13 protein-coding genes are annotated in these 12,355 nt (G+C 73.2%); 5 read left to right on the forward strand and 8 right to left on the reverse strand.

Annotated elements, in window-relative coordinates:
* Positions 1-60 precede the first annotated feature (60 nt).
* From FXF52_RS28320 to FXF52_RS28330, 3 genes are all read right to left on the reverse strand, one after another.
* On the reverse strand, positions 61-909 hold the full coding sequence (locus FXF52_RS28320; RefSeq protein ID WP_148801425.1) for a hypothetical protein: 849 nt from the start codon (positions 907-909) through the stop codon (positions 61-63).
* Between the two features lie 260 nt (positions 910-1,169).
* Positions 1,170-2,273 carry a DUF3626 domain-containing protein gene (locus FXF52_RS28325; protein ID WP_148801389.1) on the reverse strand — a complete coding sequence of 368 codons (1,104 nt, stop codon included), beginning with the start codon at positions 2,271-2,273 and terminating at the stop codon, positions 1,170-1,172.
* Positions 2,274-2,324: 51 nt separating this feature from the next.
* Positions 2,325-2,789: a VOC family protein gene (locus FXF52_RS28330; RefSeq protein ID WP_148801390.1), complete on the reverse strand. Its 465-nt coding sequence runs from the start codon at positions 2,787-2,789 to the stop codon at positions 2,325-2,327.
* A 1,131-nt stretch (positions 2,790-3,920) separates the two neighbouring features.
* On the opposite strand from FXF52_RS28330, the gene FXF52_RS28335 reads away from it, so the two are divergent.
* The 3 genes from FXF52_RS28335 (at position 3,921) to tsaA (ending at position 5,956) form a co-directional block, all read left to right on the forward strand.
* Positions 3,921-4,661 (forward strand): AraC family transcriptional regulator, encoded by a 741-nt coding sequence (locus FXF52_RS28335; RefSeq protein ID WP_148801391.1) that lies wholly within the window; start codon positions 3,921-3,923, stop codon positions 4,659-4,661.
* 293 nt (positions 4,662-4,954) lie between these two features.
* Positions 4,955-5,416 (forward strand): helix-turn-helix domain-containing protein, encoded by a 462-nt coding sequence (locus tag FXF52_RS28340; protein ID WP_148801392.1) that lies wholly within the window; start codon positions 4,955-4,957, stop codon positions 5,414-5,416.
* Between the two features lie 117 nt (positions 5,417-5,533).
* Entirely contained in the window at positions 5,534-5,956 is a 423-nt protein-coding gene (gene tsaA, locus FXF52_RS28345) for a tRNA (N6-threonylcarbamoyladenosine(37)-N6)-methyltransferase TrmO (RefSeq protein WP_148801393.1), read from the forward strand.
* Between the two features lie 46 nt (positions 5,957-6,002).
* Here the strand turns inward: tsaA and FXF52_RS28350 are convergent, their stop codons facing one another.
* A complete protein-coding gene (locus FXF52_RS28350; RefSeq protein ID WP_148801394.1) occupies positions 6,003-6,632 on the reverse strand; it encodes an MBL fold metallo-hydrolase in 630 nt (209 codons plus the stop codon).
* On the reverse strand, positions 6,629-7,717 hold the full coding sequence (locus tag FXF52_RS28355; RefSeq protein ID WP_148801395.1) for an S-(hydroxymethyl)mycothiol dehydrogenase: 1,089 nt from the start codon (positions 7,715-7,717) through the stop codon (positions 6,629-6,631). Before FXF52_RS28355 ends, FXF52_RS28350 begins: the two co-directional genes overlap by 4 nt.
* A gap of 145 nt (positions 7,718-7,862) precedes the next feature.
* Here FXF52_RS28355 and FXF52_RS28360 point away from each other — a divergent pair, with 145 nt between their 5' ends.
* Complete coding sequence (locus FXF52_RS28360) at positions 7,863-8,282, forward strand: hypothetical protein (RefSeq protein WP_148801396.1); 420 nt, start codon at positions 7,863-7,865, stop codon at positions 8,280-8,282.
* A 64-nt stretch (positions 8,283-8,346) separates the two neighbouring features.
* Here FXF52_RS28360 and FXF52_RS28365 read toward each other — a convergent pair whose 3' ends face one another.
* From FXF52_RS28365 to FXF52_RS28375, 3 genes are all read right to left on the reverse strand, one after another.
* Positions 8,347-9,654 (reverse strand): nitrate/nitrite transporter, encoded by a 1,308-nt coding sequence (locus tag FXF52_RS28365; protein WP_148801397.1) that lies wholly within the window; start codon positions 9,652-9,654, stop codon positions 8,347-8,349.
* Positions 9,651-10,313 carry a GntR family transcriptional regulator gene (locus tag FXF52_RS28370; RefSeq protein WP_148801398.1) on the reverse strand — a complete coding sequence of 221 codons (663 nt, stop codon included), beginning with the start codon at positions 10,311-10,313 and terminating at the stop codon, positions 9,651-9,653. Before FXF52_RS28370 ends, FXF52_RS28365 begins: the two co-directional genes overlap by 4 nt.
* A 71-nt stretch (positions 10,314-10,384) precedes the next feature.
* Positions 10,385-11,488 carry a CapA family protein gene (locus tag FXF52_RS28375; protein ID WP_148801399.1) on the reverse strand — a complete coding sequence of 368 codons (1,104 nt, stop codon included), beginning with the start codon at positions 11,486-11,488 and terminating at the stop codon, positions 10,385-10,387.
* Positions 11,489-11,553: 65 nt separating this feature from the next.
* Between FXF52_RS28375 and FXF52_RS28380 the strand changes: the two genes are divergently transcribed.
* On the forward strand, positions 11,554-12,351 hold the full coding sequence (locus FXF52_RS28380; protein WP_148801400.1) for an inositol monophosphatase family protein: 798 nt from the start codon (positions 11,554-11,556) through the stop codon (positions 12,349-12,351).
* The last annotated feature ends 4 nt before the right edge of the window (positions 12,352-12,355 follow it).

Below are 12,355 nucleotides of genomic sequence, written 5' to 3' on the forward strand. Positions count from 1 at the left end.
ACCAGACGAAACCGGCCGGCCCAAACAAGGGGCCGGCCGGTTCGCGAAAGGTGCAGGAGGTCACCAGAGCTGCTGGACGATATCCGCCGCCTGCTCCTCCCACTGCGCGTACGCGTACGGGTAGGCGGACACCTGCACGGTCTGCGCGGCCGTGGTCAGCGGCAGGTCCTGCCAGTCGCCGACGTTCTTCAGCGCGTTGAAGAACGCCTTGGACGCGTAGTCCGGGTCGGTGATCTGCTCGGGCGTACCCCAACCAACCGACGGGCGCTGCTGGAACAGGCCCTCCGAGTCGTGGTCGTTGTACGTGCCCAGGTGGCCGAGGTTGTACAGCTTCGACTCCTGCAGCGAGGTCGCGACGCCGATCACGGCGCCCCGCTTCCCCACGCCGGTCTCCTTGGCCGCCTTGACGATGGCCTTGGCGTTGTCGACCTGCGCGTCGTCGAGCGGGATGCGCGACTGGGCACCCTCCACGCCGTGCGGGATGAGTTCGTCCCGGCTGGGGCGGTCGCCCTTGCTGGCGACCTTGTCGCTGCCGGTGGTGAGACCGGACTCGACCGTGGCGGTCTTCTCGCCGGTCGCCATGTCGATGGCGGCGACAGCGCCAGCGTGCGGGCCGGTGGTGACCGGCGCGGCGAAGGCGCTCGGACCGACGGCCAGCCCACCGAGGGCGGCCACGCCCGCGATGCTCAGGGCGGCCTTACGGCGCGGGGTCTTGGTGAATTCGGGAAGCGAGCGGGTGACGAATTCGGCCTTCTCCTGCGCGGTCTTCGCGAGGGCGGGGAGCCGGCGGGCGACAAGTTCTGCCTGCGCGGTCTTCGCGAGGGCGGGGAGCCGGCGGGCGACGAGTTCGGTCTTGCCTTGGGCGGTTTTGGCGATGGCCGGGAGCCATCGAGTGAAGTGCTGCTTCACGATGGTTGCCCTTTCGATCGTTACGACGCGCTCCGGGGTGAGCGAGCCTCGGGGGAACTACTGAGCGGTACGGGTTTACGTTCCGGCGGTACGGGGGACACAACCAGCTTGACGTGTCGGTCATTCCGGAAATGCCGGAGTGGCGGGTGGCTGCGGTCCAGGTCACTCGGAGTCAGGGACGGCGGCCCCAAGGCGTAGCAAACCGGAGGAAATTCCTGAAAAGGGCAGTCAGCCGCCTGGGCGAGACGAGCACCCAGCGCTCAGCGGGCTGGCGGGGTACCGAACCGGACGAGGACGTGCCAGAGTTGCTTGAGGTGCTGGAGGGTGACCTCGACCGGTCCCCGGTCGGCCCACCGGTCCGGTTCCCGCACCACCGAGGCGGCGGCCCGGCCGATCAGGGCGGCATCGACCGGCTCTCCCGGGCGGGCGAACTCCGCGTGCACCCGCGCGGCCAGCGGCGGGATCGCCGGACCCCGGAATTCGGCGTCGATGCCGTCGACCGGCAGCGCGAAGCCGGCGTGCCAGCGCAGTGGGAAGCCGTGCCGCCGGGCGATGCCGGCGAGGATCCCGCCCACCTCGGTGCCGCGGAACGACGGGTCGACCACCAGGGCCTCGACGTCGTGGGCGAGGCTCACGTCGCCGTGGATCTGCGCCTCGATGTAGTCGTCCAGGGCCCGCCCGACCGCTCCCGACTCCCGCTCGCCGCGGCGCAACAGCGCCCGCAGCAGGCTGTCGGTGTCCATGCCGGCCACACCGAGGCTGGCCCCGGTGCCGGCGGTTGCGGCCAGCAATGCCGCGAGCACCGGCTCGAAGATCTCGAGGGTGCCGAAGTCCGTTGGCTGTGTGTGGCTGTCGCCGAAGCTGAAGGTGGTTCGGGCCAGGGTAGCGGGGCGCAGCCGCAGGTGGCAGGAGCCGAACCGGGGGCAGGCGCCGTCGGCGTGGTCCAGCAGGTTCAGGCCGCCGTACTTCGGGCGCTCCGCGGGGAGCACGCCGGGCCGCTGGTACGCCCCGCCGAAGAGCATCTCCTCCCAGCGGTCCCGGTCACCGCCGGGGAATGCGGTCAGTCCCCCATTGGAGATGCCGGTTTCGAACTGGCTGCGGTAGATGCCCTCCCGGTCGAGCGCCTCGGCCACTGTGCGGCCGTCGCGCAGCAGCCGGTCCGGGTGGAAGTTCAGCGTCAACCGCCCGTGCGCGGCCACCGCCGCCATGACCTCGTCGGTCCGGTAGGCCGTACCCGAGCCGGCGAGGTGTCGGGCGATGGCGGCCAGCGCCGCGGGCCGGTCCCGCAGCGCCACGTCGCGGACGTGCCGCAGGGCGATGGTCTGTGCCGGGGTCAGCAGGGGTGGGGCGGCGGGGTCGGACACGGCCGCGAGTATGGCCGGCGGTCGGCCGCTCCGCTGGCGTATTTCCACCTGTCAGGCGTCGGTGCCGAACCCGTTCCGGGTGCCGCGCTCCTCTGGCGTGAGCAGTTCCTGGAAGACGGTGAGGTGCAGGCCGGCCGGTCCGTCGAGGCGGGCGTTGAGCGACTGCCACGGGGTGACCGTCGGCGGGGCGACCTCCGTGGCGCCGGCGGCGACCAGGCGGTCGGTCACCGCGCGGCTGTCATCCACTTCGAACGCCACCCGCAACCGCGGCGCGACCTGTCGCCCGACCTCCACCTCGTCGATCATCCGCTTCTGCGCGGGGTTGGCCAACTCCAGGGTGGCCCGGCCGGCGTCCAGGATCACCACCCGAGCACCGTCGCCGCCGGAGTACGCCGCCTGTTCGGGCAGGCCCAGGGCGTCCCGGAAGAAGGCGACCGCGGCGTCGTAGTCGTCGGCCTCGACGACGAGACGCAACTGGCGGACGGTCGGCGGCCGGTGGTCTCCCTGTGCGGTCATGGCAGCCGATCCTAGTCGCGCCCCGGCAGACGGAAATGTGAGCTGCGCGGCGACGCCATCGACCACGGCCTCGGCGTGGGGCGGGACACGGCGGGAGTGGCGGAATCCGGCGGGGCGGGCCCGCCCCGCCGGAACCCTTCTTCAATGTTGCTCAAGCGTGCCACTTCCGCAACGGACCGTAACCTTTCGGTGCCAACGTCGTTGACACGCTGGACGAGATGGCGGTGGCGGCAGCGTACGTCACCGTCGTCTCATCCCGCGCCTGGCCGAGCCGGCCGCGCTTCGACCCGGCCGCCGCCCGCTGCCGCTCCGCTGGAGCTGTCGAGATGCTGCCACGCCAGCCCGTCGGCGTCCTGTGGGAGAGCTCGGGAGCCACGGCTCGGCATTCGGCGAGGGTTCGTTCACCTGCCCGGGGGCGGGTGCCAGAGCCTGGCCGACGCGACAGCCGACGCCGGGCGGCCGTGGCAGCCCCTCACCCATCCGGGAACCCGCGCAAACCGGCCATGGCGGCCTGGGCCCGAAATGGAAGGCGACGCGGCCGCGGCGCGCATTGGGCCTGGCTGGGCGCAGTACACGCGGCCGACAACCACCCTCAGACCGGCGATACCTGACGGTTGCTGTCGAAAACCCACCACACCTACCGGGTGTCGGGATATGCATCGAGCCCAGTCGATGGATGGGGAAGCCTTCTGACAAATATATGACACCTCCGTACGGCCCACTGGAAGCGATCCCAGTACCATTAAGGACACTTCACCGAATCGTTGCGGAGCGCAGAATAGAAGCCATAAATCATCATCTTCAGCCACCGGGCCGCCACGTCGTCGCACTCTGTCACCCCAGCAGCCCGCCCCAGCCATCACCGACAGTAGTCTGCTCGTCGCGGTGGATGTTGCACCGGCCAGTGGGCCCCCGCTAGCATCGGCTCGGCGCCAGAACAGTGGCAGACGCCAATTGCTCGGGCCCATCGGATACGAACGGATAGGCCAACTCCAGTGGCGGCGGATCCGCCGTGGCAACATTTCCGAATGGGTAGAACAATGCGTCGACGAGCCACCGTTCCGCCGTTTCGGCAAGGGGGAGGCTTTGAAGGATCCGTGTGTGAGGGCTGCCGAACGAGTCATTGAATACATGCAGGAGAATCTTGCAAATCAATTGACCATTGACGACATGGCAAAGACAGCCCTGTTCAGCAAGTTCCATTTTTCCCGTATCTTCCAGCGAGCCACCGGAGTCTCGCCCGGGCGGTTCCTCTTCGCCCTGCGACTGCAGCAGGCCAAGCGCCTGCTGAGGTCCACCTCGCTCAGTGTCGCGGACGTGAGCCTACAAGTCGGCTACTCCAGCGTCGGGACGTTCAGCTCGCGGTTCACCCGCAGCGTCGGCCTGTCACCCACCCGGTACCGGCGGCTGGGGGGATTCACCACCCACGTCCCCATCGCCGATGGGCACGCGGTCGCCAACCGTCCGAGAGGGACGGTACGCGGGCGGATCACCGGTGCCCCCGGGCTGCCCACCAGCCGGGTCTTCGTGGGCATGTTCCCGCAGCGGATCCCCGAGGGCCGGCCCGTGCAGTGCCGCATTCTCGACACTCCGGGACCGTTCACGCTCGACCCGGTACCGGCCGGAACCTGGCACCTGCTGGCCCACTCGGTCGGGCCCGACGAGGAGGCGGTGCCGGCGGCGGAGGCCACCTGGGTCGGCAGCATCGGACCCCTGCTGATCACCCGGAACAGCTTCCTGGAGGTCGAGCTGTCGCTGCAGCCCATGCGGATCGTCGACCCGCCCGTACTGCTCGCGTTGCTGGACGCCCGGCAGTCGGCGCTGCGGCGGGAGCGGGCACGCCGGCGGGCGGTCGGCGCCGTCCACGGCTGACGTCGACCCCAGGTCCCCCGCACCGCCGCCGTCGTCGGTGCGGGGGCCCCACCCGTGCCCGTCACCGGCGACGCCGGAGCGCCCCATGCCGAGTCGCACGGCGCCGACGAACCGGTCGGCGCGGCCCGCGTCGCTCCGCAGCGGAACGCCCAGCCGGACGGCGGCAGGCCGCGGAGGGGTCACCGTAATGACGCGCAGTCAACCTCGCACAGTCCGCTCCCTCGTCCCGGACGGCACCGCCCGGCGGTCCGCCACCCATCGGTCGATGTCGACGCCGTCATTAAGATGACCGGATGCACAACCGGTTCTACGCCGGCCAGACCTGTTCGATCGCCCGGGCTCTCGACGTGGTCGGCGAGCGGTGGAGCCTGCTGATCGTCCGCGAGGCGCTGCTCGGAGCGACCCGCTTCGACGCGTTCCTGCGTAACCTCGGGATCGCCCGCAACGTGCTGGCCGACCGGCTCGGCACGCTGGTGGGCGGGGGCGTGCTGCAGCGGGTGCCCTACCAGGAGCGCCCGCTGCGGCACGAGTACCACCTCACCGACCGTGGACGGGAACTGGTGCCGGTCGTCCTGGCCCTCATGCAGTGGGGGGACCGGCACTTCGCCGGCCCGGCCGGCCCGCCCCGGCTCGCCGCGCACGACGGCTGCGGCGGAGCGGCCCGGGCCGTCATGCACTGCGTCGAGTGCGACCGGCCGCTCACCCCCGCGGAGGTGACCACCCGCCCCAACCCGGAGCACGTTCCGCCCCGGTGACGCCGGACCGGCACGACGGCCGCGCCCAGGTCGGGCCACCCGCCGGCGGCCCAGTTCGCGGTGCTGCCGCGGCCGCGCGGCCTGGTGATCGGGCACGCCCTGTGCGAGCTTGTACTGATGCACACTCATGAGTCCGGCGCCGGGTACGCGCTGCGGCCCGTCGGCCGGGTCGAGTCCCCGCTGACCGATCCGGCGCTGGCGCCCAAGCAGGGCGACGAGGGGGCACCGGAGGCGTGGCTGGTCTTCGACGAGGCGTACGCCCCGGCGCTGCGCGGCCTGGCGCCCGGCGCGGACCTGCTGGTGCTGACCTGGCTGGACCGGGCGCAGCGGGACGTGCTCGTGGTGCACCCGCGGGGCGACCGGTCCCGCCCGGAAACCGGGGTGTTCGGCACCCGCTCGCCGCACCGGCCTAACCCGATCGGGCTGCACCGGGTGCGAGTACGGGAGGTGACCGGCCTGCGGGTGCGGGTGGCCGACCTGGAGGCGGTGGACGGCACGCCCGTACTCGACCTCAAGCCGGTGCTAGACGGCGAGCGCTGATGCCGGCGGTGCCCGGCCGGGTCGGCGACCCGGCCGGGCGGTCGGCTCAGTGGCCGCGGGCGATCCACTCGTCGAGGTGTGGCGCCTCGGCGCTGATGGTGGTGTCGTCGCCGTGTCCGGTGTGGACCACGGTCTGCGGCGGCAGGGTGAGCAGCCGGGTCCGGATCGACTCGATGATGGTGCCGAAGTCGCTGTAGGAGCGGCCGGTGGCTCCGGGCCCGCCGGCGAAGAGGGTGTCGCCGGTGAAGACGGCGCCGAGGTCGGCGGCGTGCAGGCTGCAGGCCCCCGGGCTGTGCCCGGGGGTGTGCAGCACGCGCAGGGTGGTGCCGCCGACCGCGATGGTCTGGCCGTCGGTCAGCTCCCCGTCGGGTGGGGTGTCCGGGTGGACGAGGTCCCAGAGCACCCGGTCGGCGGGGTGCAGCAGCACCGGGGCGCCGGTGGCCCGGGCCAGCTCGGGCGCGACCCGCACGTGGTCGTCGTGCGCGTGGGTGGCCAGGATGGCGACGACCCGGCGGTCGTCGACGACCTTGCGGATGGCGGCCACGTCGTGCGGGGCGTCGACGACGACGCACTCGGCGTCGTCGCCGACCACCCAGACGTTGTTGTCGACGTCGAAGGTCTGCCCGTCCAGGGAGAACGTGCCGGAGGTGACGGTGTGATCGACGCGGGCGGTCACGGGAAGACCACCACCGAGCGGAGCACGTCGCCGTGGTGCATCCGGGTGAACGCCTCCTCGACCTGGTCGAGGGCGATCTCCTCGGTGACGAACGCGTCCAGGTCGAGGCGGCCCTGCCGGTACAGCTCGGTGAGCATCGGGAAGTCGCGGCTGGGCAGGCAGTCGCCGTACCAGCTGGACTTGAGCGCGCCGCCGCGGCCGAACACGTCCAGCAGCGGCAGCTCGATCTTCATGTCCGGGGTGGGTACGCCGACCAGCACCACCGTGCCGGCCAGGTCGCGGGCGTAGAAGGCCTGCTTCCAGGTCTCCGGGCGGCCCACCGCGTCGATGACCACGTCGGCGCCGAAGCCGCCGGTGGCGGCGCGGATCGCCTCAACCGGATCGTCGTCGGAGGCGTTGACCGTGTGGGTGGCGCCGAACTTGCGGGCCCAGTCGAGCTTGCGGGAGTCGGTGTCCACCGCGATGATCGTCGTCGCCCCGGCCAGGGCCGCCCCGGCGACCGCCGCGTCACCGACGCCGCCGCAGCCGATCACCGCGACCGAGTCGCCGCGGGTCACCTGGCCGGTGTTCATCGCCGCGCCGAGGCCGGCCATCACGCCGCAGCCGAGCAGACCGACGGCGGCGGGCCGGGCGGCCGGGTCGACCTTGGTGCACTGCCCGGCGTGGACGAGGGTCTTCTCGGCGAACGCGCCGATGCCGAGGGCGGGGGTGAGCTCGGTGCCGTCGGTGAGGGTCATCTTCTGCGCGGCGTTGTGGGTGTTGAAGCAGTACCAGGGGCGGCCGCGGCGGCAGGCGCGGCACTGGCCGCAGACCGCCCGCCAGTTGAGCACCACGAAGTCGCCGGGGGCCACCTCGGTGACCCCCTCCCCCACCTGCTCGACGATGCCGGCCGCCTCGTGGCCGAGCAGGAACGGGTACTCGTCGGTGATGCCGCCCTCGCGGTAGTGCAGGTCGGTGTGGCACACCCCGCAGGACTGGACGCGGACCACCGCCTCGCCCGGCCCCGGGTCGGGCACCACGATCGTGGTGACCTCCACCGGCGCGCCCTTGCGCCGCGACACGACTCCCCGGACTTCCTGGCTCACTGGCCCCTCCTGCCGTCGACGATCACGTCTCTGGAGCGAACCTACCGCCGATCACCACTGCCGGGCTCGCCGGTGTGAGGCGGGTTATCCGGCGCGTCGCCGGGTACGCGGGGGCCCGGGTTGTCCGGCACCGACGGGAGTGATCATGAAGCTGACGCATGCGCCGCTGCGGCTGGCCATCGGCGCGTTCATCCTGAATTCCGGGCTCGGCAAGCGGAGCCTGGAGGGCGAGGCCGCCGCCGGGATGCACGGCATGGCGGTCGGGGCGATGCCCCAGCTGCAGCAGTTCGAGCCGGACCGGTTCGCCAAGCTGCTGTCCCGGGCGGAGATGGCCCTGGGCGCCGCGCTGCTCGCCCCGTTCGTGCCCTCGCTGCTGGCCGGTGCGGGCCTGACCGCGTTCGGCGCCGGCCTGGTGCAGCTCTACCTGAAGACGCCCGGCATGCGGGAGCAGAACAGCCTGCGCCCGAGCCAGGCGGGGATCGGCCTGGCCAAGGACGTCTGGCTGGTCGGCGCCGGGCTGACCCTGGTGCTGGACTCACTCACCCACCGCCGCAAGCAGCTCTGAGCGGCCCCGGCGGCGGCGCGGTCGCCCCGCAGACGGCGGCACCGGACGCCCGGCGACCGGCCGATCAGGCGCCGGCCGGCGCGGGCACCGCGGTGGCGGTGGGCTCGGCCGCGTACCGACGGCGGGCGGCGTTGCGGTAGCGCAGCACCTGCACCGCGCCGAGACCCCACAGCAGGTACTGCACGGCGAACGCCCAGCGGAACGCGTCCAGCGGCGGGGTGCCGCGGCCGGCCGGCGTGGCCAGGTCGAGCACGACGCCGACGGCCAGGATCAGCAGGATCGAGGCGACGAACCCGCCGACGTTGACGATCCCGGTGGCGCTGCCGATCCGGTGCACCGGGTTGAAGGTGCGCGCGTAGTCGAAGCCGATGACCGAGCCGGGGCCGTTGACCGCCAGGACGACGACGAGGGCGACCAGCAGCCAGTGCGGCGCGCGTCCCGGCCAGGTCAGCACGACCGCCCAGACGGCGGCGGTGGCCGCCGTGATGGCGAAGACCAGCACCGAGCGGTGGAACGGGTGCCGGGCGCACAGGTGCGCGATCACCGGCCCGCAGACCAGGGTCACCACGGTCATCAGGGTGAGCAGGGACGCCGCCGCGGTGGGCGAGAAGCCCTGCCCCTGCACCAGGAACGGGTAGCCCCAGAGCAGCGCGAAGACCGAGCCGGAGAACTGGGTGACGAAGTGGGTCCACAGGCCGAGGCGGGTGCCCGGCTGGGACCAGGAGTCGGCGAGCTGCCGGCGGACGGTGGCCAGGTCGGGGGCGACGGCGCTGGTGTGCTCGGCGTGCGGGGTGTCCCGGACCGCGACGAGGACCAGCAGCAGCACGGTCACGCCGAGCGCCGCCGAGGTGAGGAACGCGGGCGTCCAGCCGGCGTGGTGCAGCAGTGCCACCAGGGGTACGGCGCCGAGCACCGCGCCGAGCTGCCCGATGGTGCCGGTGAGCTGCACCAGCAGCGGGTTGCGCCGCCCGGGGAACCAGAACGCCACGATCCGCAGCACGCTGATGAAGGTCATCGCGTCGCCGAGGCCGACCAGCACGCGGGCGGCGACGGCGAGCCGGACGTCGGTGGCGAGGGCAAAGCAGAGCTGGCCGGCGACCATGAGTGCGCCGCCGGCGAGCAGCAGCCGGCGGGAGCCGAACCGGTCGAGGAGCACCCCGACCGGCACCTGCATGGCCGCGTACACGGCGAGTTGGGCGACGGAGAAGGTGGCCAGGGCGGCGGCGTTGATGTGGAAGCGGTCCGCCGCGTCGACCCCGGTGACGCCGAGCGAGCTGCGGTGGAAGACGGCGGCCACGTACGCGGTGACGGCGACCGCGAAGACCAGGGCGGCGGGGCGGCGCGGGGCGACCGTACGGGTGGCGGCGCTCACCGCAGCGTCCGCAGCACGGTCGCGGCGTTGTCGACGTGCGCGCCGACGGCGTCGAGCCAGACCTGCGGGTCGTCGCCGTCGAGCGCGGCGAGTTGGCCGGCGTGTTCGGCGAGCACCACCTCGGCCCAGTCCGGCGAGAGGCGGAAGCTGGCCTCGCCCATCCGGAGCTGCCGGTCGCGCAGCCGCTGGTACAGCTCGGCGAGGATCTCGTTGCCGGCCGCCTCGACGACGGTGGCGTGGAAGGCCCGGTCGGCGGCCATCAGGGCGGTGACGTCGCCGGCGGCGTGCGCGCGGCGCATCTCGTCGAGCCAGCGGGCCAGGTCGGCCCTGATCTCGGCCCGGCGGGGCCAGACCCGCTCGGCGGCGTGCAGCTCGACCAGGCGGCGGGCCTCGATGACGTCGGTGATCTCCCGGGCGGAGACCGGCCGGATCAGCGCGCCGCGCTTCGGGTAGAGGGCGACCAGTCCCTCGGCCTCCAGGCGCAGCAGCGCTTCCCGGACGGGGGTGCGGGAGACTCCGGCCGCCTCGGCGATCTCGCCCTCGCTGATCAGCTGGCCGCCCGGGTAGAGCTGCTCCAGGATGGCCCGCTTGAGGTGCTGGTACGCCCGCTCCGCGGCCGAGGGCCCGGCGGTGCGCGCCGGGACGGTGGGATGCGTCATGTATCTATGATGCGTCCCGGGGCGCCCCGCACGGCCCTTCGCCCCCGCGAAGGGTGACCCAGCCCACCCGCTCAGGCGGGGCGCAGGGCGATCATGCCGTCGTCGAGCGCGAACCGGGTCCGGTACGGGGTGCCAAGCCCGTCGAGCAGGTCCGCCAGCCAGCGGGCCTCCTCCGGGGCCGCCCGCTGCAGCCGCATCCGCCGCATCCGCACCGGCACCAGCCGCAGCCGGCGCAACTCGCCGGTCTCCGCGTCGAGCGTGGGCAGGTGCAGCAGGCGCAGCTCCGGCCGGTACGACTCCTGCCCGCCGATCCCCTCGTAGTCGTCGATCAGATCGCCGCAGCCGTACAGGACGAGCCGTCCCCGGTAGCGCTCGACCGGCCGGGGGTGGTGCGACGAGTGGCCGTGGACCACGTGCACCCCGGCGTCGACCAGGGCGTGCGCGAAGCGGACGTGCTCGTCCGGCACCTCATGGCCCCAGTTCGACCCCCAGTGCACCGAGACCAGCACCAGGTCGCCCGGCCGGGCCTCGCGGGCGATCCGGCCGGCCACCGCCTCGGCCGACGCGACCGAGATCTCCGGCAGGTACGCCACCCCGGGTCGCCCGTCGGCCGCCGCCCACGGTGGGTACACCCCGCTGGACGGGGCGCCCACCGACCAGACCAGCAGCCGGTGGCCGCCGGTGAGGCGTACCACCGCGGGCCGCCACGCCTCGTCGGCGTCCCGGCCGGCGCCGGCTGTCCGGATGCCCGCCGCCTCCAGGGCGTCGAGGGTGTCGGCGAGCCCGGTGGGGCCGAAGTCGAGGACGTGGTTGTTGGCCAGCGCGCAGACGTCGAGCCGGGCGGCGGTGAGGCAGGCCAGGTTCGCCGGGTGCATCCGATAGTGGATGCCCTTGCCGGGGGCGTACTCACCGCGGCCGGTCACCGATGTCTCCAGGTTGACGATCCGGGCGTCCGGGCGCAGCGCGTTCAGCAGTTCCAGCGCCTCCCCCCACGGCCAGTCGGGCGGCACCGGGCGCGGCACCGGGCCGGAGACGGACTCGGCCAGTTCGACGTAGCGGCGGGCGTCGGTGACGACCTGCTCGCGCAGCGCGGGCGGCCCCGGGTGGGGCAGGATCTGGTCCACGCCCCGGCCGGTCATCACGTCCCCGGCGAGGAAGAGGGTCACCTCCGGCATGCCTGTCTACTTCCCGCCTCGGGCGCTCCCGCACCTCCCGGACGCACCCGGTCTATTCTCCACCCATGATGATCATGGATCGGGACGTGGCGATCGCCGCGGCGGAGGCGGGGGCCGCGGTGGTGCGGTCCCGGTACGGGGCATCGCTGGCACGGGTGGAGAAGTCGGGGGGTGACTTCGCCACCGCCGCCGACCTCGAGGCGGAGCAGGCGATCCTCGACGTGCTGCGCGCCGCCCGACCCGCCGACGCGGTGATCGGGGAGGAGAGCGGACGCACCGGTGCCGAGCACGCCGACCGCACCTGGCTCGTCGACCCGCTCTGCGGCACCCTGAACTACGCGGCGCGGATGCCGCTGGTCGCGGTGAACGTGGCGCTGCGCATCGACGCCGACGTCGTGGCGGCCGCCTCGGCCGACCCGTTCACCGGTGAGGTGTTCTGGACCGACGGCGGCCCCGCCCAGGTACGCCGGGACGGGGTGGACGAGGCGCTCACGCCGTCGGCCGGGTCGCGGCTGGTGGACGTCAACCTCGACCCGCCGTTTCCGAACGGTCCCGCGTTCCAGGCCGCCCGGCTGCTCGCCCACCCCGGGTTCGGGGCGCGGTTCCGGCCCCGGGTGGTCTCCACCACGCTGGCGGTGGCCTGGGTGGCCGCCGGCCGGCGGGCCGCGTACGTGACCGACGGCCACCTGGCGGACAGCGTGCACTTCGCCAGCGGGATCGCCCTGTGCCGGGCGGCCGGCTGCGTGCTCACCGGCCTGCGGGGCGAGCCGCTGCACACCGGCGCGGGTGGGCTGCTGGTGGCGGCGGACCGGGAGACGCACCGGGCCCTGCTGGCCCTCGTCGAGGAGCAGTTCGCGGGTTGACGCC

This window comes from Micromonospora sp. MP36 (assembly GCF_008119785.1).
Taxonomy (GTDB): Bacteria; Actinomycetota; Actinomycetes; order Mycobacteriales; family Micromonosporaceae; genus Micromonospora.

Coding starts and splice junctions, on each gene's coding strand:
- FXF52_RS28330 (WP_148801390.1), bottom strand. CDS start 2,789: ATGACCGCACAGGGAGACCACCGGCCGCCGACCGTCCGCCAGTTGCGT.
- FXF52_RS28335 (WP_148801391.1), top strand. CDS start 3,921: ATGCAGGAGAATCTTGCAAATCAATTGACCATTGACGACATGGCAAAG.
- FXF52_RS28340 (WP_148801392.1), top strand. CDS start 4,955: ATGCACAACCGGTTCTACGCCGGCCAGACCTGTTCGATCGCCCGGGCT.
- tsaA (WP_148801393.1), top strand. CDS start 5,534: ATGCACACTCATGAGTCCGGCGCCGGGTACGCGCTGCGGCCCGTCGGC.
- FXF52_RS28360 (WP_148801396.1), top strand. CDS start 7,863: ATGAAGCTGACGCATGCGCCGCTGCGGCTGGCCATCGGCGCGTTCATC.
- FXF52_RS28370 (WP_148801398.1), bottom strand. CDS start 10,313: ATGACGCATCCCACCGTCCCGGCGCGCACCGCCGGGCCCTCGGCCGCG.
- FXF52_RS28375 (WP_148801399.1), bottom strand. CDS start 11,488: ATGCCGGAGGTGACCCTCTTCCTCGCCGGGGACGTGATGACCGGCCGG.
- FXF52_RS28380 (WP_148801400.1), top strand. CDS start 11,554: ATGATGATCATGGATCGGGACGTGGCGATCGCCGCGGCGGAGGCGGGG.